Annotated in this window: 15 protein-coding genes and 2 pseudogenes; 13 read left to right on the top strand and 4 right to left on the bottom strand. The window is 66.5% G+C overall.

Annotated elements, in window-relative coordinates; genetic code table 11:
• Window positions 1–82 precede the first annotated feature (82 nt).
• Both D0Y85_RS15135 and D0Y85_RS15130 read right to left on the bottom strand, forming a co-directional pair.
• Window positions 83–946 carry a pirin family protein gene (locus D0Y85_RS15135; protein ID WP_117311953.1) on the bottom strand — a complete coding sequence of 288 codons (864 nt, stop codon included), beginning with the start codon at window positions 944–946 and terminating at the stop codon, window positions 83–85.
• Window positions 947–1,559: 613 nt separating this feature from the next.
• Window positions 1,560–3,623 (bottom strand): 3-hydroxyacyl-CoA dehydrogenase NAD-binding domain-containing protein, encoded by a 2,064-nt coding sequence (locus tag D0Y85_RS15130; RefSeq protein ID WP_025877101.1) that lies wholly within the window; start codon window positions 3,621–3,623, stop codon window positions 1,560–1,562.
• A 235-nt stretch (window positions 3,624–3,858) separates the two neighbouring features.
• Between D0Y85_RS15130 and rpoE the strand changes: the two genes are divergently transcribed.
• From rpoE to D0Y85_RS15075, 10 genes and pseudogenes are all read left to right on the top strand, one after another.
• Window positions 3,859–4,479 (top strand): RNA polymerase sigma factor RpoE, encoded by a 621-nt coding sequence (gene rpoE / locus D0Y85_RS15125; protein WP_025877103.1) that lies wholly within the window; start codon window positions 3,859–3,861, stop codon window positions 4,477–4,479.
• Window positions 4,476–5,351, top strand: coding sequence for a sigma-E factor negative regulatory protein (locus tag D0Y85_RS15120; protein WP_117311008.1), 876 nt, complete (start codon window positions 4,476–4,478; stop codon window positions 5,349–5,351). Before rpoE ends, D0Y85_RS15120 begins: the two co-directional genes overlap by 4 nt.
• A 76-nt stretch (window positions 5,352–5,427) precedes the next feature.
• On the top strand, window positions 5,428–6,960 hold the full coding sequence (locus D0Y85_RS15115; RefSeq protein ID WP_117311007.1) for a DegQ family serine endoprotease: 1,533 nt from the start codon (window positions 5,428–5,430) through the stop codon (window positions 6,958–6,960).
• Between the two features lie 184 nt (window positions 6,961–7,144).
• Window positions 7,145–8,938 carry a translation elongation factor 4 gene (gene lepA, locus D0Y85_RS15110; RefSeq protein WP_049465871.1) on the top strand — a complete coding sequence of 598 codons (1,794 nt, stop codon included), beginning with the start codon at window positions 7,145–7,147 and terminating at the stop codon, window positions 8,936–8,938.
• 54 nt (window positions 8,939–8,992) lie between these two features.
• Complete coding sequence (gene lepB / locus D0Y85_RS15105) at window positions 8,993–9,787, top strand: signal peptidase I (protein WP_025877111.1); 795 nt, start codon at window positions 8,993–8,995, stop codon at window positions 9,785–9,787.
• 34 nt (window positions 9,788–9,821) lie between these two features.
• Window positions 9,822–10,205 carry a DUF4845 domain-containing protein gene (locus D0Y85_RS15100; RefSeq protein WP_117311006.1) on the top strand — a complete coding sequence of 128 codons (384 nt, stop codon included), beginning with the start codon at window positions 9,822–9,824 and terminating at the stop codon, window positions 10,203–10,205.
• The gene (rnc, locus tag D0Y85_RS15095) at window positions 10,195–10,875 is read left to right on the top strand and encodes a ribonuclease III (protein WP_117311005.1); all 681 of its coding nucleotides are present in this window, start codon (window positions 10,195–10,197) and stop codon (window positions 10,873–10,875) included. The genes D0Y85_RS15100 and rnc overlap by 11 nt, the downstream gene beginning before the upstream one ends.
• The gene (gene era / locus D0Y85_RS15090) at window positions 10,872–11,768 is read left to right on the top strand and encodes a GTPase Era (RefSeq protein WP_025877117.1); all 897 of its coding nucleotides are present in this window, start codon (window positions 10,872–10,874) and stop codon (window positions 11,766–11,768) included. Before rnc ends, era begins: the two co-directional genes overlap by 4 nt.
• An 18-nt stretch (window positions 11,769–11,786) precedes the next feature.
• Window positions 11,787–12,506 carry a DNA repair protein RecO gene (gene recO, locus D0Y85_RS15085; protein ID WP_117311004.1) on the top strand — a complete coding sequence of 240 codons (720 nt, stop codon included), beginning with the start codon at window positions 11,787–11,789 and terminating at the stop codon, window positions 12,504–12,506.
• A 628-nt stretch (window positions 12,507–13,134) separates the two neighbouring features.
• Window positions 13,135–14,042, top strand: a pseudogene (locus D0Y85_RS15075) (IS110 family transposase).
• A 230-nt stretch (window positions 14,043–14,272) separates the two neighbouring features.
• Here the strand turns inward: D0Y85_RS15075 and D0Y85_RS15070 are convergent.
• Entirely contained in the window at window positions 14,273–14,995 is a 723-nt protein-coding gene (locus tag D0Y85_RS15070) for a response regulator (protein ID WP_117311952.1), read from the bottom strand.
• A 128-nt stretch (window positions 14,996–15,123) separates the two neighbouring features.
• On the opposite strand from D0Y85_RS15070, the gene rlmD reads away from it, so the two are divergent.
• On the top strand, window positions 15,124–16,458 hold the full coding sequence (rlmD, locus tag D0Y85_RS15065; protein ID WP_025879185.1) for a 23S rRNA (uracil(1939)-C(5))-methyltransferase RlmD: 1,335 nt from the start codon (window positions 15,124–15,126) through the stop codon (window positions 16,456–16,458).
• Window positions 16,459–16,518: 60 nt separating this feature from the next.
• Here the strand turns inward: rlmD and D0Y85_RS15060 are convergent, their stop codons facing one another.
• On the bottom strand, window positions 16,519–17,139 hold the full coding sequence (locus tag D0Y85_RS15060) for a hypothetical protein (protein ID WP_117311002.1): 621 nt from the start codon (window positions 17,137–17,139) through the stop codon (window positions 16,519–16,521).
• Between the two features lie 93 nt (window positions 17,140–17,232).
• On the opposite strand from D0Y85_RS15060, the gene D0Y85_RS15055 reads away from it, so the two are divergent.
• Together D0Y85_RS15055 and D0Y85_RS15050 are read left to right on the top strand one after the other, a co-directional pair.
• Entirely contained in the window at window positions 17,233–17,718 is a 486-nt protein-coding gene (locus D0Y85_RS15055) for a CYTH domain-containing protein (RefSeq protein WP_059064778.1), read from the top strand.
• 47 nt (window positions 17,719–17,765) lie between these two features.
• Window positions 17,766–18,471: pseudogene (locus D0Y85_RS15050) on the top strand (DsbA family oxidoreductase).
• Window positions 18,472–18,620: the final 149 nt, after the last annotated feature.

Raw genomic sequence — 18,620 nt, 5'->3', positions numbered from 1 at the left:
CACATTTCAGTGATCAGCGGGTGACTGTAGCGTCAACGCCGGGTGCAGGGATACACCTTCGGATGTGTGCAACACGCGATGCTCAGTACTGGGGCAGGGGAATGAATTCCTTGTCGTCGCCGGGAATGGTGCCGAAACGTCCGGCTTCCCAGTCGTGCTTGGCCTGCTCGATACGTTCCTTGGAACTGGAAACGAAGTTCCACCACAGATGGCGCGGGCCATCCAGCGGTTCGCCGCCGAACAGCATCGCCTTCACCGGCGTCTTCGCGCGCAGGCGGCCGCGCGCACCGGCTTCGGGAAGCACCAGGTGCTGGGCGGGAATGTCCACACCATCCAGCTGCGCTTGGCCTTCGAGGATGTACAGCGCACGTTCGCGGTGGCCATCATCGATGTCGATCTCTGCATCCGGGTCCAGGTCGATCGCCACGTTGAGCGTGTCGGCGAACACCTTGACCGGCGACTCCTCGCCATAGGCGCGTCCGGCAATGACGCGCAGCCAGGCGCCGTTGCGGCGCTGCTCGGGCAGGGCGGCGGCGGCATGGTGGTAGAAGGCCGGTTCGATTTCCTCATGCGACTTCGGCAACGCAACCCAGGTCTGCATGCCGTGGATCGGGTTGTCATGGTCGCGGTCCGGTTGCGGCGTGCGCTCGGAATGGGCGATGCCGCGGCCGGCGGTCATCCAGTTGACGTCACCGGGACGGATCACCTGGTCCGAGCCCAGCGTATCGCGGTGGCCGATGGCACCGGACCAGAGGTAGGTGACGGTGGCCAGGCCGATATGCGGGTGCGGGCGCACGTCGATGGCGGTACCGGGGTGCATGAGTGCCGGGCCCATCTGGTCGACGAACACGAACGAACCGATGCTGCGGGCCTGCAGGGTGGGCACGGCGCGGCGCACTTCCAGGCCGCCGATGTCGTGTACGCGCGGGGCGATGATGGTGGTCATGCGGGCGTTCTCGCTGGCAGGGATCAAGGCGGTCAGCATCGCATGCGGTGGTGGCGGTGACATTCCCCGTCCGGGTAACAGGTTGTTCCAGCCAACGGCGCAGCCCCTCGTGGCTGAACGCATAAAGCAGATCATGCGCTTGGCCGTGCGGGGTGGGTTCGCAGGACACGCCGTAAACCCGTCCATGGGGGCTCGATGGCGCCATCCATGGCGCCAACGGTCCTGCGAACCCACCCCGCACGGCCTTAGACAGTTTCCGTGGGCGTCCAGCCACGGAAAAGAAAAAAAAATCAAAATCAAAATCAAACGCCGGTCGCTTCGCTCGCATCCACGCAGAGCGTGGACCAAGCGTGTCGCCCAAGGTCGACAGCTACAGGAAATCGCGATTTGCCTACCGTCACCGGAAAACTGTCAGGGGTGGGGCGGTGTGGGTGGGCAGGACCGTTGGCGCCATGGATGGCGCCATCGAGCCTACAGGGACGTACTTGCGGCGTGTCCTGCCCACCCACACCGCCCCGCCAACAAACAGAAAAGCCAGAGCCGGCTGTTGCTCCGGCTCTGGCTCTGGTTTTGGCTTTTGATCCAGCGGGTGCCGGGCCGCAGGCCCGGCTGATCAAACCACCGGTTCGCGCAGTACCGGGTTGTCCCAGCCCGGGCGCGGTGCGAAGCGATCACCGTGACGCTGCTGCAGCGCCTTCAGGCGCTCCACGATGGCATCGGCACCCACCGCACGGATGTGCTGGATCGGACCGCCGCGGAACGGTGCGAAACCGGTACCGAAGATCACGCCCGCGTCCAGCAGGTCCGCGTCGGCCACCACGCCTTCGTGCAGGCACGCCACCGCTTCGTTCAACAACGGCAGGATCAGGCGATCTTCCAGATCGGCAGGCGCCTGATAGTCGCGCGCCACGTCCGGCTTCTTGGCCCGGCCGTTCTCCCAGGTGTAGATGCCCTGGCCATCCTTCTTGCCGCGCTTGTCCGGTTCCACCGTCTGCAGCGCCGCCGGAATCTGCAGGCCCAGGAACGGGGCCAGTTCCTTGCCCACGCCAGCGGCCACGTCCAGGCCTACGGTGTCGATCAGTTCGATCGGGCCCATCGGCATGCCGAACTTCACCGCCGCCTTGTCGATCACCGGGCCCGGAATGCCTTCAGCGTATGCGGTGGCCGCTTCCAGCATGTACGGGAACAGCACGCGGTTGACCAGGAAACCGGGCGTGCCGGCCACCGGCACCGGGAACTTGCCCAGCGCCTTGCAGAAGGCTGCCAGGCGACGCTCGGTTTCGGCCGCCATGCCGTCGTGATGGATGATCTCCACCAACGGCATCTGGGCCACCGGGTTGAAGTAATGCAGGCCGGCGAACTGCGCCGGGCGCTGGATGTGATCGCGCAGCTCCACCAGCGGAATCGACGAGGTGTTGGTGGTCAGCAACGCGTCGAGCTTCATCTTCGGCTCCAGCGTCTGGTACAGCGCACGCTTGGCTTCCGGGTTCTCGATGATCGCTTCAATGACCAGATCGGCCTGCGCCACGCCATTGCCTTCCAGGTCCGCACGCAGGCGAGCGGCGACGGCCGGGCGCTTGCTCTCGTCACGCACCTTCTTGGCGAACAGTGCCTGCGCACGCTCCATGGCCGGGTCGATGAAGCGCTGCTCGCGGTCCTGCAGGGTCACTTCAAAACCCTTGTAGGCGGCCCACGCAGCAATGTCACCGCCCATCACGCCAGCACCGACCACGTGCACGTGGCGGATGCCGGAATCGCCACCGCCCAGGCCCTTCAGGCGTTCGGTGAGGAAGAAGATGCGGATCAGGTTGCGCGCGGTCGGCGTGCTGGCCAGCTTCACTACGGCGCGTCGTTCGGCATCCAGGCGTGCCTGCACCGGCTTGCCGCCGCTGCGCTGCCAGGTGCTGATCAACGCATACGGCGCCGGGTACTGGTCCTTCTTCGCCTTGCGTGCGACCTGCTTGACCATCTGCGGGGCCAGCAGCTGGCGTGCCGGCCAGGTATTGGTCGCCCAGGCCAGCGCACGCTGCTTGAACGGGCGGGTGGTGCCGGACAGTGCCAGCGCCACGGCGGTATCGAGCACGACGGCCGGTGCCACCACCTTGTCGACCAGCCCGATGCCGCGTGCGGCCGAGGCCGACAGCGTGCGTCCGGTCAGCATCATGTCCATCGCCGCCGGTGCGCCGACCAGCTGCGGCAGGCGCGCGCTGCCACCCCAGCCCGGGAAGATGCCCAGCTGGGTTTCCGGCAGGCCGATGCGGGTGGAACTGTCATTGGATGCAACGCGATAACGGCAGGCCAGGGCCAGCTCGGTACCGCCGCCCAAGCAATGGCCATGGATGGCGGCGACGGTCGGGCAGGGCAGTTCTGCCAGCTTCTGGTAGGTCGACTGGCCGCGGCGGATGGCGTCGTTGACGGTGCCGCGGCGATCGAACTCCTGGAACTCCTTCAGGTCGGCACCGGCGATGAAGCCTGCCTTCTTGAGGGACTGGATCACCACGCCCTTCGGTGGGTCCATGGCGATGCGCTCCAGCAGGTCGCCCAGCTCCAGCAGCACATCCTGCGACATTGCGTTGACACTGCTGTCCTGACGATCCAGGGAGAGGACCACCACGCCATCGTCGCGGATCTCGGGGTGCCAGTGGCTGAAGCGGAGACCATCGAAGCTTGAGAGCATGGACGTTCCATCCGGTTGTGTATGGAGAAGGGGGCTATGATCCAGAGGTTGTTTCCCCCGCGTCAAATCCCAATACCAGGGGTGTGGCGCCCCGGATCGCAGGCCTTGGACCGGAACGTTAACGGAACGGTGGTTAAAAGCTGGTGCGGCGCCAGGTGATCGGCGACTGAACTTTTCCCGGGATTGGCAGTCTCATTGCCCGACGTCGGTTGGGCTGACAGGAGTGCGGCCCCTCATGGCCGATGTTGATACACCTCAGGAGCTGGATCTGGAACTGGTCCGGCGCGTGCAGCACGGCGAGAGTGCCGCCTTCGATGTCCTGGTGCGCAAGTACCAGCATCGGGTCGTGGCCCTGGTCGGTCGCTACATCGCCGACTGGAGTGAATGTCAGGACGTGGCCCAGGACACTTTCATCCGTGCATACCGTGCGATTGGAAGCTTCCGTGGCGACGCCCAGTTCTCAACCTGGTTGCATCGGATCGCCGTGAACACCGCCAAAAACCATCTGGCTTCGCACAATCGCCGCCCGCCGACCGATGACATCGACATCGGCGACGCCGAGCAGTTCGACAGCGGCACGCGCCTGCGCGACACCGATACGCCCGAGCGCGAGTTGATGCGCCAGGAACTGGAACAGACGGTGATGAAGGCCGTCAACGCGCTGCCGGAAGAACTCCGGTCGGCGATCACCCTGCGCGAGGTGGAAGGCCTGAGCTACGAGGAAATCGCGCAGAAGATGGGGTGCCCGATCGGCACCGTGCGTTCACGGATCTTCCGGGCGCGCGAGGCGATCGACACCGAACTCCGGCCGCTGCTGGACATCGGCAGTGCCACCCGCGAGAAGAGCCGTATATGACCCGCATTCCGAACAACGAATCGCACAACCACCAGTCTCCCGCCGGGCAACGCCTGGACGAACGCCATCGCCAGCAGTTGTCGGCGCTGGTCGACGGCGAGCTGGGGGCAGACGAGGCGCGCTTCCTGGTGCGCCGCATGGAACACGATCCGGAACTGGCTGGCTGCCAGGAACGCTGGCAGCTGCTGGGTGATGTCATGCGCGGCCAGGCGTCGCTGCTGGCACCGGCCGGTTTCAGCGCCGCCGTGGCTGCCGCCATCGCCGCCGAGCCCGCACCGCTGGCCGAGCCGAAGCGTCAGACCCGCCGTAGTGGTTGGCGTGCATGGGGCGGCGGTGCGCTGGCCGCTTCGGTTGCCGCCGTAGCGCTGTTCGTCGGCCGCGAAAAACTGCAGGAGGCGCCGCCAGTGGATGTCTCCGCACCGCAGGTGATCGCCAGCCAGGCGCAGTTGCCACCGGCATCGGAGCAACCGGCCGCCGTCACCGAGGCATCGGTGGACACTGCCGCGATGGCCGTGGCCAGCGTGCCGGCGGTGGCCATGGCCGCCGCCAGCCGTCGCCAGGACGTGCGCCGCGCCAGCGCCACCCGCAGCCAGCAGGCCGCGCGCGTGGCCCAGCGCGATGACGCGCCGCTGCGCGCGGTTGCCAGCCAGGCGCCGCTGACCCCGACCATGCCCGCCGGTAGCGCGCGCACTCTGCCTTTTGGCGAGGTCGGCAACCTGCAGGCACGGCCATGGCCGCGCTCCAGCCTGGCGCCCGCCGCCGGTGGCGCCCTCAATGCCAGTTTCCCGGCCCACGCCGGTGGCACCGCGTTCTATCCGTTCGAGCCACGCCTGCAGGACGAACTGCCGGCGTCGCAACGCCCGCGCGACTGAGCCGGGTAGCGTTCCACGCCCCGCCGTCGGCGGGGCGCTTCTTTCCCTTTCCATCCGACCCGGAGGTTGCCGTCCGATGACTCCCCGACTCCGCACACATGCAATTGGCCTGTTCGCCCTGACCCTGCCGCTGGTGGCCTGTGCCCAACCGGCGGCGCCTGCCGCCCAGCCGCAGGCCGCCGCCGCCGCTGCCCTACGCGCACCGGCGCAGCCGTTGGTCAGCGGTCTGCCCGACTTCACCAACCTGGTCGAGCAGGTCGGCCCCGGCGTGGTCAACGTCGACACCACCATCGTCCGCAGCACCCGCCAGGCGCGGGGCGGCATGGGCCCGGGTGATGACGAGATGCCCGAGTTCTTCCGCCGCTTCTTCGGCCCGGATTTCCCGATGCCCGGGCAGGGTCCCGGCGGCCCGGGCGGCCCCAGCATCAAGGGCCGCGGCATGGGCTCGGGCTTCATCATCTCGCCTGACGGCTACGTGCTGACCAATTACCACGTGGTCGCCGACGCCAGCGAAGTGAAGGTCAAGCTCGGCGATCGTCGCGAGTTCACCGCCAAGGTGGTCGGCAGCGACCAGCAGTACGACGTCGCCCTGCTGAAGATCGACGGCAAGAACCTGCCGACCGTGCGCGTGGGTGATTCCAACAGCCTGAAGCCCGGTCAGTGGGTTGTCGCGATCGGCTCGCCGTTCGGCCTCGACCACTCGGTTACCGCTGGCGTGGTCAGTGCCCTCGGCCGCAACACCGGTGGACCGGACCAGCGCTATGTGCCGTTCATCCAGACCGACGTGGCAATCAACCAGGGCAATTCCGGCGGCCCGCTGCTGAACACCCGTGGTGAGGTGGTCGGCATCAACTCGCAGATCTTCTCGGCCTCGGGTGGCTACATGGGCATCAGCTTCGCGATCCCGATCGATCTGGCGATGAGCGCAGTCGAGCAGATCAAGAAGACAGGCAAGGTCACCCGTGGCCAGCTCGGCGCGGTGGTCCAGGAAATCGACGGCCTGAAGGCGCAGGCGATGGGCCTGCCCGACAGCCGCGGTGCGCTGGTCAACCAGATCGTGCCGGACAGCGCTGCGGCCAAGGCCGGGGTCAAGATCGGTGACGTGATCCGCACGGTGAACGGCGCGCCGGTCAACAGCTGGTCCGATCTGCCGCCGCTGATCGGTGCGATGGCGCCGGGCAGCCGCGTCACCTTGGGCGTGATCCGCGATGGCAAGCCGCGTGATCTGAGTGCGACCCTGACCGCTCTGGCCGAGGACGCGCAGGGCAATGCCCGCAGCCTTTCCGCCGGCAATGACACCGCAGCTCCCCAGACCGGCGCCAATGCCCTGCTGGGGTTGGATGTTGCCGACCTGACCGCACCGCAGCGCAAGCAGCTGGGCCTGGAGGCGGGCGAAGGTGTCCGCATCACCGCCGTGAAGGGCGAGGGCGCGCGTGATGCCGGCCTGTCCGGTGGCATGGTGATCCTGCAGGTGGCCAGCACTCCGGTCGGCAGCGTCGAAGCCCTGAACCGTGCGCTGTCCGGCTACAAGAAGGGCGATGTGGTCATGCTGCTGGTCCGTACCGGCAGCGGCAACAGCGCCTTTGTCGCGGTCAAGGCCGGCCCGTAACGACCGATGGCCGCCTTCACGGTGGCCCTCGTGATGTCCCCGAAGCCCCGCCCCGGCGGGGCTTCGGCCATTCCGGGGCCGTGCCGGCAGGCCAACCACGCGGCGGCCCTCCGGGCATGCGATAATCGACCGTTACCCTGACGACGCCGCGCGCCGCCGCCACCTCTCTATGTCCTCTGATTCGATGCGGAACATCCGCAACTTCTCCATCATCGCCCACGTCGACCACGGCAAGTCCACGCTGGCCGACCGCATCATCCAGCTCTGCGGCGGCCTCCAGGCCCGCGAGATGGAAGCGCAGGTGCTCGACTCCAACCCGATCGAGCGCGAGCGTGGCATCACCATCAAGGCGCAGTCGGTGTCGCTGCCGTACGTGGCGAAGGATGGCCAGACCTACCACCTGAACTTCATCGACACCCCCGGCCACGTCGACTTCTCCTATGAAGTCAGCCGCTCGCTGGCCGCCTGCGAGGGCGCGCTGCTGGTGGTCGATGCGGCTCAGGGCGTGGAAGCGCAGTCCGTCGCCAACTGCTACACGGCCGTTGAGCAGGGGCTGGAAGTGGTGCCGGTGATCAATAAGATCGACCTGCCCACCGCCGATATCGAGCGCGCCAAGGCCGAGATCGAGGCCGTGATCGGCATCGATGCCAGCGACGCCGTGCCGGTCAGCGCCAAGACCGGCCTGAACGTGCAGGACGTGCTGGAAGCGATCGTGCATCGCATTCCGGCGCCCGTGCCGCGCGATACCGACAAGCTGCAGGCGCTGATCATTGACTCGTGGTTCGACAACTACCTGGGCGTGGTCTCGCTGGTGCGCGTGATGCAGGGCGAGATCAAGGCCGGTGACAAGCTGCAGGTGATGTCCACCGGCCGCAACCACCAGGTCGACAACGTCGGTGTGTTCACCCCCAAGCGCAAGGTGCTGCCGGCACTGCGTGCGGGCGAAGTGGGCTGGGTCACCGCCAGCATCAAGGACGTGCACGGCGCGCCCGTGGGCGACACCCTGACCCTGGCCGGCGACCCGGCACCGAAGCCGCTGCCGGGCTTCCAGGAAATGCAGCCGCGCGTGTTCGCCGGCCTGTTCCCGGTCGATGCCGAGGACTACCCGGACCTGCGCGAAGCGCTGGACAAGCTGCGCCTGAACGATGCCGCGCTGCGCTTCGAGCCGGAAAGCTCCGAAGCGATGGGCTTCGGTTTCCGTTGCGGCTTCCTCGGCATGCTGCACATGGAAATCGTGCAGGAGCGCCTGGAGCGCGAATACAACCTGGACCTGATCAGCACCGCGCCGACGGTGGTGTATGAAGTCCTGAAGACCGATGGCACGATCATCAACATGGACAACCCGGCCAAGCTGCCGCCGGTCAACCATGTGCAGGAGATCCGCGAGCCGATCATCCGCGCCAACGTGCTCACTCCCGAGGAGTACATCGGCAACATCATCAAGCTGTGCGAAGAAAAGCGCGGCAGCCAGATCGGCATCAACTACCTGGGCAGCCAGGTGCAGATCAGCTACGAGCTGCCGATGGCCGAAGTGGTGCTGGACTTCTTCGACAAGCTGAAGTCGGTCAGCCGTGGCTATGCCTCGCTGGACTACCACTTCGTGCGCTTCGATGCCGGTCCGTTCGTGCGCGTGGACGTGCTGATCAACGGCGACAAGGTCGATGCGCTGTCGCTGATCGTGCATCGCAGCCATGCCGATCGTCGTGGTCGCGAGCTGTGCGAAAAGATGAAGGACCTGATCCCGCGCCAGCAGTTCGACGTGGCCATCCAGGCTGCCGTCGGCTCGCAGATCATCTCGCGCACCACGGTCAAGGCCATGCGCAAGAACGTTCTGGCCAAGTGCTATGGTGGCGACGTTTCGCGCAAGAAGAAGCTTCTGGAAAAGCAGAAGGAAGGCAAGAAGCGCATGAAGCAGGTCGGCCGCGTGGAAATTCCGCAGGAAGCGTTCCTGGCCGTGCTGCAGATGGACAACAAATAAGCCCCGAAACCGGCCTTCGGGCCGATCGTCCGGTGACGTTGCAAAGGACCCTGAATGAAACTGTTTGAGATCCTCCTGGTCGTGCTGACCCTGGCCTCCGGCCTGATCCTGCTGGCCGACAAGCTGTACCTGGCCAAGCGTCGCGCCCAGCGCGCCGGCCTGCTCGACACCGAGCCGGTGCTGGTGGACTACTCGCGTGCGTTCTTCCCGGTGCTGGCGATCGTGCTGATCGTGCGCAGCTTCATCGCCGAGCCGTACAAGATCCCGTCCAGCTCGATGATGCCGAACCTGCTGATCGGCGATTTCATCCTGGTCAACAAGTTCTCCTATGGCCTGCGCCTGCCGATCACCAATACCCGCTTCGTGCCGGTCGGCGATCCGGCCCGCGGTGACGTGGTGGTGTTCCACTTCCCCGGCCATGGTGACAACGACCCGGCCAAGGGCGAGAACTTCATCAAGCGCGTGATCGGCGTGCCGGGCGACACCGTCGTGTTCGAAGGCGACGGCGTGATCCTCAACGGCGAGCCGCTGAAGTACGACAACAAGGGCATCTACGCCGGCCACAAGGGCCAGGGCGAGGGCGCCAACCTGCTGGTCGAGCACCTGCCGGGCCGCACCCACACCGTGCTGGAGACCGACTATCCGCGTGGCCAGGGCCAGTGGACGGTGCCGGCGGGCAAGTACCTGGTGATGGGTGACAATCGCGACAACAGCGACGACGGCCGTTTCTGGGGCCTTCTGCCGGAAGAGAACCTGCGCGGCAAGGCATTCCTGATCTGGCTGAACTGCCAGGGCTGGTTCTGCAAGGACGGCTTCGAACCGTCGCGGATCGGCTCGAGCATCAACTGACTTCACATCCACTCGCGTATCTGGGGAGAACGCAATGAAGACGATGAACACGCAGCGCGGCATGACCCTGACTTCGTTCCTGACGGTCCTGATCGTGGTTGGCTTCTTCCTCTACATCGGCATGAAGCTGTTCCCGATGTACCAGGAGTATTACGCGGTGCGCTCGGCGATGAAGAGCCTGGCCAAGGAACCGGGCATCGGCAGCATGGCGCCGGCCAACATCCAGGATCTGTTCTTCAAGCGGCTGTACATCAACTACTCGGACAACGTGAAGCCGGCCAACGTCAAGTTTGATCGCCGCGACAATGGCTGGACCCTCAAGGTCAACTACGAAGTGCGCCGCCCGCTGGTCGGCAACCTGGATGTGGTTGGCAAATTCGATTCTTCCCAGGACCTGACCCGTAGCGGTGCCGAATAAATCTTTCCAACGTGAAGACCTGATCGGTCACGCCTTCCGCGATCCAGACCTGCTCAAGCAGGCGCTGACCCATCGCAGTGCCGGCGCGCCGCATAACGAGCGGCTGGAGTTCCTTGGCGACAGCATCGTCAACATGCTGGTCGCCGAGGCGTTGTACCTGCGCTGGCCCAAGGCCGACGAAGGCGCGATGACCCGCGCCCGCGCCGAGCTGGTGCGCGAGGGAGCGCTGGCGGTGATCGCGCGTGCCCTGCAGCTGGGTGAGCGGCTGACGATGGGGCCTGGCGAAATGAAGTCCGGCGGCCATCGCCGCGACTCGATCCTGGCCGATGCATTGGAGGCCGTGGTCGCGGCGATCTATCTGGATGCCGGCTTCGAAGCCTGCCGGGCGAAGGTCCTGCCGTGGTTTGCCGCTTCGATGGAGGCGCTGCCGGCTACGGGGCGGCCGGAGAAGGATCCCAAGACCCGCCTGCAGGAATGGCTGCAGGGCCGACAGAAGGCGTTGCCACAGTACGAACTGGTGTCAGAATCCGGTGACGACCACGCCAAACACTTCCGGGTACGCTGCAACGTAGCCGACCCCGCCGCCAGCACCGAGGGCGAAGGCTCCTCGCGGCGGATTGCCGAACAACAAGCGGCTGCGGCCGTCCTTGAACAACTGGATTCCAAGTGAGCGAACAAACTCCCCATCATTGCGGCAGCGTGGCCGTCATCGGCCGCCCCAACGTGGGCAAATCGACCCTGACCAATGCCTTGGTCGGGGCCAAGGTCAGCATCGTGTCCAACCGGCCGCAGACCACCCGTCACCGCCTGCTGGGCATCGCCACCTACCCGGAAGGGCAGCTGGTGCTGGTCGATACGCCTGGCCTGCACAAGGTGCAGAAGCGGGCGATGAACCGGGTCATGAACCGCGCCGCCCGCGGCTCGCTGGAAGGCGTCGACGCCGGCCTGCTGGTGATCGAAGCCGGTCGCTGGGACGAAGAGGACAGCCTGGCCTTCAACGTGCTGCGCGACGCCGGTATCCCGGTGGTGCTGGTGGTCAACAAGATCGACCGCATGAAGGACAAGGGCGCACTGCTGCCGTTCCTGCAGGAAGTGACCGCCGGCCGTGATTTCTCGTCGGTGCATCCGATTTCGGCGCAGAAGCGCAACGGCCTGGAAGCCCTGGTCCGTGACGTGCTGGCGCTGTTGCCGGAAGCCCCGCCGATGTTCGGCGAAGACGAGATCACCGACCGCAGCCAGCGCTTCCTGGCCGGCGAACTGGTGCGTGAACAGCTGATGCGCCAGTTGGGCGAAGAGCTGCCGTACGCCACTACCGTGGAGATCGAGCGTTTCACCGAGGACGGCAACCTGCTGCGCATCGGTGCGGTGATCTGGGTCGAGCGCGAAGGCCAGAAGGCGATCGTGATCGGCAAGGGCGGCACCCGCCTGAAGGAGATCGGGGCCAAGTCCCGCCTGCAGATGGAGCGTCTGTTCGGGGCCAAGGTGTTCCTGGAAACCTGGGTGCGCGTGCGTGAGGGCTGGTCCGATGACGAGGCCGCGCTGAAGGCCTTCGGCTACGAATAAGCCGCGACGGTCGCTTCGATGCTGATCGAGGACGACACCGGCTTCGTGCTGCATGCGCGGGCCTATCGCGAGACCAGCCTGCTGGTCGAGGTATTGAGCGCCGAGCACGGCCGGATCGGCCTGCTCGCGCGTGGTGTTTCCACGGCCAAGGGCCAGGTGCTGCGAGCGGCCCTGCAGCCACTGCAGTGGATCCGCTTCAGCGCGCTGCAGCGTGGCGAACTGGCCCAGCTGCGCGGTGCTGAAGCGCTGGATGTGGCGCCGCGCCTGCTCGGCCAGGCCATGCTGGCCGGGTTCTATCTCAGCGAGTTGACCCTGCGCCTGGCGCCGCGCCAGGACCCGCTGCCGGAGTTGTACCTGGCCTTTGGTGAGGCGCGTGCGCGCCTGGCCGTGGGGGCTGGACTGGCCTGGACCCTGCGCCGTTTCGAACGCGAACTGCTGGCGGTGCTGGGGGTGGGCTTCGATCTGGAGACCGCCAGCGATGGCCAGCCGATCGACCCGGCGGCGCGCTATGAACTGGACCCGCAGGAAGGACCGCAGCGCCTGCTCAGCGAGCGCGGCGGCGAGCGTCGCGCAGCGGCTACCGGCTCGGCGCTGTTGGCGCTGGCAGCCGACGACGAACCCGACGCAGCCGATCTGGCCAGCCTGCGGCTGCCGATGCGGCGGGTGCTGGCCCATCACCTGGGCGCGCGCGGGTTGAAGTCGTGGGAGATGCTGGAGCAGCTGACACCCCGGCGTTGAGGGGTGTTCGGCAGGGCTTGCAGCCCTGCACCTGCCGAATCAACGTCAACGTCAACGTCAACGGCAAAAGCTGGCTATCCGTGGGTAGGCGGGGTGGGTCCGGTAGCGGGGGACGCCGTAAACCCATCCCTGGGGCTTGGCCGCGGCATCCATGCCGCGGACACCCCGCAACCGGACCCACCCCGCCTTCGACAATTGTCCGCGAGCTGTCGGAACGGCTTCCGCCTCTGGTAGGTGTCGACCTTGGTCGACACGTAGATCCACGCCATGCGTGGATGCTCTTCGTTCAAGTGTCGAAATATTCGATTTCGATGGAGATTCATCCACGCATGGCGCGGATCTACCAGCATTCGGGGAATTGTCGGAGGCGGGTCGGTGTCGGATTGCGGGGTGTCCGCGGCATGGATGCCGCGGCCAAGCCTTATCTGATTGGAATCTGGCACCGTAGGTGTCGAGAGCCGGCGTGGGCCGCCGTGTAAGCCTGGATCTCAACGATCGCCATGTAGCTTGGCGCCCACGCCGGAATCTCCCTTGATCCGCCCGAACAGTTGCTGGAGCTGACACTCGCAGTGATAAGACTGGGCAAGCGGGGAGCTCTCGACCCTTCCAGACTATACGGAGTCCGGTGATGAACGGGATCGGGATTGATGTCAGCAAGCGCCAGCTGGACGTTGGCACGACAGACGGAAAGACCCTGCAGGTCAGCAATAGCCGCTCCGGCTTTGCTGAATTGGACCTCTGGCTGCAAGGGCATCCGGCCGTCCAGATCGTGCTGGAGGCCACTGGTGGCTACGAACAGCCTGTGCTGGACTTCCTGCACAACGCTGGTCATCCGGTGGTCCGCGCCAATGCCCTGCGGGCGCGGAAACTGGCCCAGGGGCTTGGCCACATGGCCAAGACCGACCGCTTGGATGCCTATGCCTTGGCCAAGATGGCCGCGCTGGTGAAGCTGCGTTCCTATCAGCCACTGGAGCCTTGGCAGCGGGAAATGCGTGACTTCGTGCGGGCACGCCGACAGGCGATGCACGCGCTGACCGTCGCGCGGCAGCAGCAGGAAATGGTGGGTAATCGTAAATTACGCCGACTGCTTCAGGCCAACATCACTTGCTTGCAGAGAACGGTGGAACGTTTGGGAAAGCGGATTTCCGAACAGGTTTCCAAGCAGCCTCAACTGGCTGTCCTGAAGTCGATGAAAGGTGTTGGCCCGGGCCTGCAGGCCGTGTTGGCCAGCTATCTTCCCGAGCTGGGCAAGATCAGTGGCAAGGCCGTGGCCAGCCTGGTCGGTGTGGCACCGATGTCCCATGACAGCGGGACCATGCGTGGCAAACGAAGCATCCATGGCGGCAGGGCTGAGATCCGTCAGGTGCTCTACATGGCCAGCATGTCGGCCATGCGGCATGAACCTCGCCTGCGGGACTTTTACCAGTCGCTGCGAGCGCGGGCAAGGAAGGCAAAGTGGCCATCGTGGCGGTGATGCGGAAGATGCTGGTGATTCTCAACGCCCGTATGCGTGACGGCGGATCGATCCCCGCCTGAGCGCACCAGAGGGCGTTGCTCCTGAGGCTGCCGGCCAGCGGCCGGCACTACCGTGCCCGTTTACCGGAAGGGCTGGCGCTCCTCCAGCAACACAGTTGCTACACGGACGTACTTGCGGCGTCCCCGCAATCCGACACCGTCCCGCCATCCCGCAGGAAGCTGCTTTGGCTGTTGCCGTTGCTCCGGCTGTTGCCTCTGCAGGTGCAGGGCGCAGCCCCGCCGAGCAACCCTCAGTGCAGCAGGGCCGCTACCGCCGCGCGGAACCCCGCCTGTGCCTGCCCCGATTCGGGCGTGTGATGGAGCTGCCGTACCGCACGTGCCAGTCGCGCTGCACCCACGAACCCGCAGCTGGCCTGCAACCGGTGCAGCTGGCTGCGCAGCTGGCGCTCGTCATGCTGGTCCACCGCCTGTTCGACCGCATCGCGCACGCCCGGCAGTTCGGCCAGGAACAGCTCGCGCAGGGCGATCAGGTGGTTGCGTTGGCCATTGAGCGCGGCCAGGGCGGCGGTTTCGTCCCAGTCCTCCAGGGCCAGCTCGACCGCCGCCGGCGGCAACGTGGAACCGGCGGGGCTGTTGACCAGCGCACGACGGACCGCCTTCAGCAGTTGGTCACGGCCCAGCGGCTTGACCAGGGTGTCGCTGAAACCCGCCTCGCGCAGGCGGGCGTGAATGGCAGCATCGCCGTCGGCGGTATGCGCCAGCGCCGGGGTGTCCGGGTGCGAGCGGCGCAGCTGGTGCAACAGCTGGGCACCATTGCCATCGGGCAGGTTGACGTCGATCAGCCACAGATCGTGGGCACCGGGCTCGGCGCGCGCCAGTGCGCTGGCCAGTGAGTCGGCGGTGTCCACATCTGCTGGTAACGTTTCCAACGCCGCTTTGAAAAAACCACGGCTGATGATGTCGTCCTCGACAAGCAGGAAGCGGGGTCGACTGGCCCGCGGGGTCATCTGCATCAGGGCTGCCTCCATGTCAGCTGGGGTCAATCATCAAGCACGGCGGCGGCGGGCGCAAGCGGCCAGCGGCCCGGCCGGTCAGGATCTGCGACAATACGCCCCCACTTTTGCCCGCAGCCTGTTGCCACGTGGCCCGATCCCGCTCCCGCATCGACCGTACTCCCTTCCAGACCGAGATCCTCGACCTCAGCCATGATGGTCGCGGTGTTGCCCGCCGTGAAGGCGAGGGCGGCAAGGTCACCTTCATCAGCGGCGCCCTGCCGGGCGAAGTGGTGATGGCCGAACAGACCGCCCGCAGCCGCCACTTCGATGAAGCGCGTACGGTGGAAGTGCTGCAGGCCTCGCCGCAGCGGGTGACGCCCAAGTGCCCGCATTTCGGCACCTGCGCCGGCTGCGTGCTGCAGCACCTGGACGAAGACCAGCAGATCGTCGCCAAGCAGCGCGTGCTGATGGACAACCTGGAGCGCATCGGCCATGTGAAGCCGGGCACCGTGCTGCCGCCGCTGGTGGGTGACAGCTGGGGCTACCGCCGCAAGGGCCGGTTCTCGGTGCGCCGGGTCGAGAAGAAGGACAAGACCCTGGTCGGCTTCCGCGAGCAGGACCCGCGCTTCGTCGCGGACCTGCAGCAGTGCCTGACCGTGATCCCGGAAATCGGCACCAAGGTGGAGGTGCTGTCGACCTTCATCGAATCCCTGGATGGCAAGCGCGACATCCCGCAGATCGAGTTCATCGCCGGTGACCAGGCCGTGGTGCTGACCGTGCGCCACCTGCAGCCGCTGAGTGATGCCGATCGCGCCGCCTGGGCGGCCTTCGGCCAACAGCACGGCTTTGTCATCTACCTGCAGTCGGGCGGCGTGGATACCGTGCAGCCGCTGGACGGGCAGGGCGTGGCGCTTTCGTTCCGGCTGGCGCCGTGGGATGTCGAACTGGCGTTCCGTCCGCTGGATTTCATCCAGGTCAATGCCAAGCTCAACGAGAAGATGATCGCCCACGCGCTGGACCTGCTTGAACCGGGTGCCGACGAGCGGGTGCTGGACCTGTTCTGTGGCCTGGGCAACTTCACCCTGCCGCTGGCGCGCAAGGTGCGCGAAGTGGTGGGCGTGGAAGGCGATGCCGGGCTGGTGGCGCGTGCGCGTGAGAATGCCGAGCGCAACGGGCTGGCCAACGCGCAGTTCTACAGCGCCGACCTCACCCAGGACCAGCGCAGCACGGCGTGGATGCGCCAGGGCTTTGACAAGCTGCTGCTGGATCCGCCGCGTTCGGGCGCCATCGAAGTGCTGCAGCAGCTGCCGTTGAAGCAGTTCAAGCGCATCGTCTATGTCAGCTGCCATCCGGGCTCGCTGGCCCGCGATGCAGGCTACCTGGTCAACGAACAGGGCTTCACCCTGGTCAGCGCCGGTGCGATGGACATGTTCCCGCATACCGCGCACGTGGAGAGCATCGCGGTGTTCGAAAAGCGCTGATGCCTGCAGCGCCGGGGGCTGCCCGGCGCCTGCTTTGCCGCTTGCAGGCAGGCAATGCGGTCAGTCGGCCGGGGCGTTCTGCCACTGGCCGTCCACGCGCACGAAGGCCATGGACTGCTCGCCGTGCTCGCTGCCGTCGCCCGCGCGCACGGTGCATTCGATGGCGGCCCTGTCGCTGGCGACCTCGCAGTTCCTCACTTCCTGCACCTGCAGGGTGCTGGCAGCCTGTTCGAAGCGTGCGCGCAGGGCAGGGTCGGCCTGCTGCTGCGCCTGCCCGGCGATCCGTTCGCGCAACAGCGCCTGCACCCTTTCCCGGGGCGGCGCCGGTACGGGCACATTGCGCTGGTCACGCAGTGTCCACACGCCGTCCACCAGGGCCAGCCGCAGCAGCTGCGGTCGCGATTCGATGCCTGCGCTGGCGGTGGCGATGCAATCGACGGCGTCGCCGGCCTCGGCGGGGGCACAGCTGTCCAGGGTCTGCAGACGGGGCCGGAACGTCTCGGCAACCAGGCGACTGCTGTCGCTGGCGGGGCGATCGGCAACGGCCTGGTCGAACATCCGGTCCATCGCAGCCTGTGCCTGCTGCAGCGAAGGTACGGTCGCCGATCCGGCGCTGGCAACGGCGCACGGCAGCAGCGCCGACAGGGCAAGACAGCGACGAAGGCGATGGGAAAGCGTCATGAGCGACCATTCCATGGTTGGGGGCCGCGCAGTGTAGTCCTGCCCGTCGCCGCGCCGATAGGCAGCGTCTGGCGTGAGCCGCATACTGTGCCCATGGGCATCGAAATCGAACGCAAATTCCTCGTCACCCATGATGGGTGGCGCACTGCCGCGCACCGGGTCATCCCGATGGCGCAGGGCTACATCAACGATCTGGGCGCACTCGACCGCGGCAGCCAGAACGCCTCGGTGCGGGTCCGCATTGAAGGCGACAAGGCCGCGCTGAACCTGAAGTCGCGCACCCTGGGCCATACCCGGCAGGAGTTCGACTACCCGATTCCGGTGCAGGATGCGCGCGACCTGCTGGCGCTGTGCGTCGGCGGCCTGATCGACAAGCGCCGGCATCTGGTCGAGTACGCCGGCCTGACCTGGGAAGTGGACGAGTTCCTCGGCGACAACGCCGGCCTGGTGGTCGCCGAAGTCGAGCTGGACAGCGCCGACCAGGTCATCGACCTGCCGGACTGGATCGGCGCCGAAGTGACCGACGACGCCCGCTATTACAACGTCGCTCTGGCCAGCCGCCCCTATTCACAGTGGTGAAACCCTCCGTCCCCTTTTTTCGAGGGTGTCGGCCCCCATGTCGGGGGATGAGAATCGACATCTACTCCGACGTGGTCTGCCCCTGGTGCTGGATCGGCAAGCATCGCTTCCAGCAGGGTGTGCAGTTGCTGGGCGCCGATGCGCCCGAACTCGAGATCCACTGGCAGCCGTTCCAGCTTGACCCCGATGCGGACGCCACCCCGGTGCCACTGCGCGAGGCCTATGTGCGCAAGTTCGGCGGTGCCGAGCGCACCGAGCAGATTCTGGGCCAGACCCAGACCGCTGCGCGGGCCGAGGGCTTGCCGATGGACTTCAGCCAGGGCCAGGTGCGGGTAACCACGCTGCCGGCGCATCGCCTGTTGTGGCTGGCTGGCCAGCACGGCGTGCAGGAGGCCGTCGGTGAGGCGCTGTTCCGCGCCCATTTCGAGCATGGACAGAATCTGGCCGACCCGGCAGTGCTGGTCGCGGCCGGCGCCGCCGGTGGCCTTGCCGCAGACGAGATCCAGCACATGCTGGCCGGCGATCGTGGCCTGGCCGAAGTGGAAGCGAGCCTGGCGCAGGCCCATGCACTGGGTATCTCCTCGGTGCCCACCTTCGTCATCGATGGCCGCTGGGCGGTTTCCGGAGCCCAGCCCCCGGAGGCCTTCGCCAACGCGCTGCGCCAGATCGCCGCCGAGCAGGCGGCGGGCAGGGCGCGGAGGGTGCCCGGACGGCGGCGACGACGCCTGCGGCGCGGACGGCTGCAAGGTCTGACCGACCCGCAGAAGGGGACGGAGGGGATTGAGTCTCATCCGGCACCAGTGGGTCGATTGCGCCTTGATCCCCTCCGTCCCCTTTTTGACCACTGCGCCTGTTGGCCGGTTCTGCGACAATGCGGCACTGCGCCATGCGGGCGCCCGTTG

Origin of the sequence: Stenotrophomonas sp. G4 (genome assembly GCF_003428825.1) — a bacterium.
Lineage (GTDB): Bacteria > Pseudomonadota > Gammaproteobacteria > Xanthomonadales > Xanthomonadaceae > Stenotrophomonas > Stenotrophomonas indicatrix.
Note: the sequence above shows the minus strand (reverse complement) of the source record. Positions and strands in the feature narration are given on the sequence as shown.

What these genes read in the sequence shown, in the direction of transcription:
- D0Y85_RS15135 (WP_117311953.1), bottom strand. Translation starts at nt 946, where the DNA reads ATGACCACCATCATCGCCCCGCGCGTACACGACATCGGCGGCCTGGAA.
- D0Y85_RS15130 (WP_025877101.1), bottom strand. Translation starts at nt 3,623, where the DNA reads ATGCTCTCAAGCTTCGATGGTCTCCGCTTCAGCCACTGGCACCCCGAG.
- rpoE (WP_025877103.1), top strand. Translation starts at nt 3,859, where the DNA reads ATGGCCGATGTTGATACACCTCAGGAGCTGGATCTGGAACTGGTCCGG.
- D0Y85_RS15120 (WP_117311008.1), top strand. Translation starts at nt 4,476, where the DNA reads ATGACCCGCATTCCGAACAACGAATCGCACAACCACCAGTCTCCCGCC.
- D0Y85_RS15115 (WP_117311007.1), top strand. Translation starts at nt 5,428, where the DNA reads ATGACTCCCCGACTCCGCACACATGCAATTGGCCTGTTCGCCCTGACC.
- lepA (WP_049465871.1), top strand. Translation starts at nt 7,145, where the DNA reads ATGCGGAACATCCGCAACTTCTCCATCATCGCCCACGTCGACCACGGC.
- lepB (WP_025877111.1), top strand. Translation starts at nt 8,993, where the DNA reads ATGAAACTGTTTGAGATCCTCCTGGTCGTGCTGACCCTGGCCTCCGGC.
- D0Y85_RS15100 (WP_117311006.1), top strand. Translation starts at nt 9,822, where the DNA reads ATGAAGACGATGAACACGCAGCGCGGCATGACCCTGACTTCGTTCCTG.
- recO (WP_117311004.1), top strand. Translation starts at nt 11,787, where the DNA reads ATGCTGATCGAGGACGACACCGGCTTCGTGCTGCATGCGCGGGCCTAT.
- D0Y85_RS15070 (WP_117311952.1), bottom strand. Translation starts at nt 14,995, where the DNA reads ATGCAGATGACCCCGCGGGCCAGTCGACCCCGCTTCCTGCTTGTCGAG.
- D0Y85_RS15060 (WP_117311002.1), bottom strand. Translation starts at nt 17,139, where the DNA reads ATGACGCTTTCCCATCGCCTTCGTCGCTGTCTTGCCCTGTCGGCGCTG.
- D0Y85_RS15055 (WP_059064778.1), top strand. Translation starts at nt 17,233, where the DNA reads ATGGGCATCGAAATCGAACGCAAATTCCTCGTCACCCATGATGGGTGG.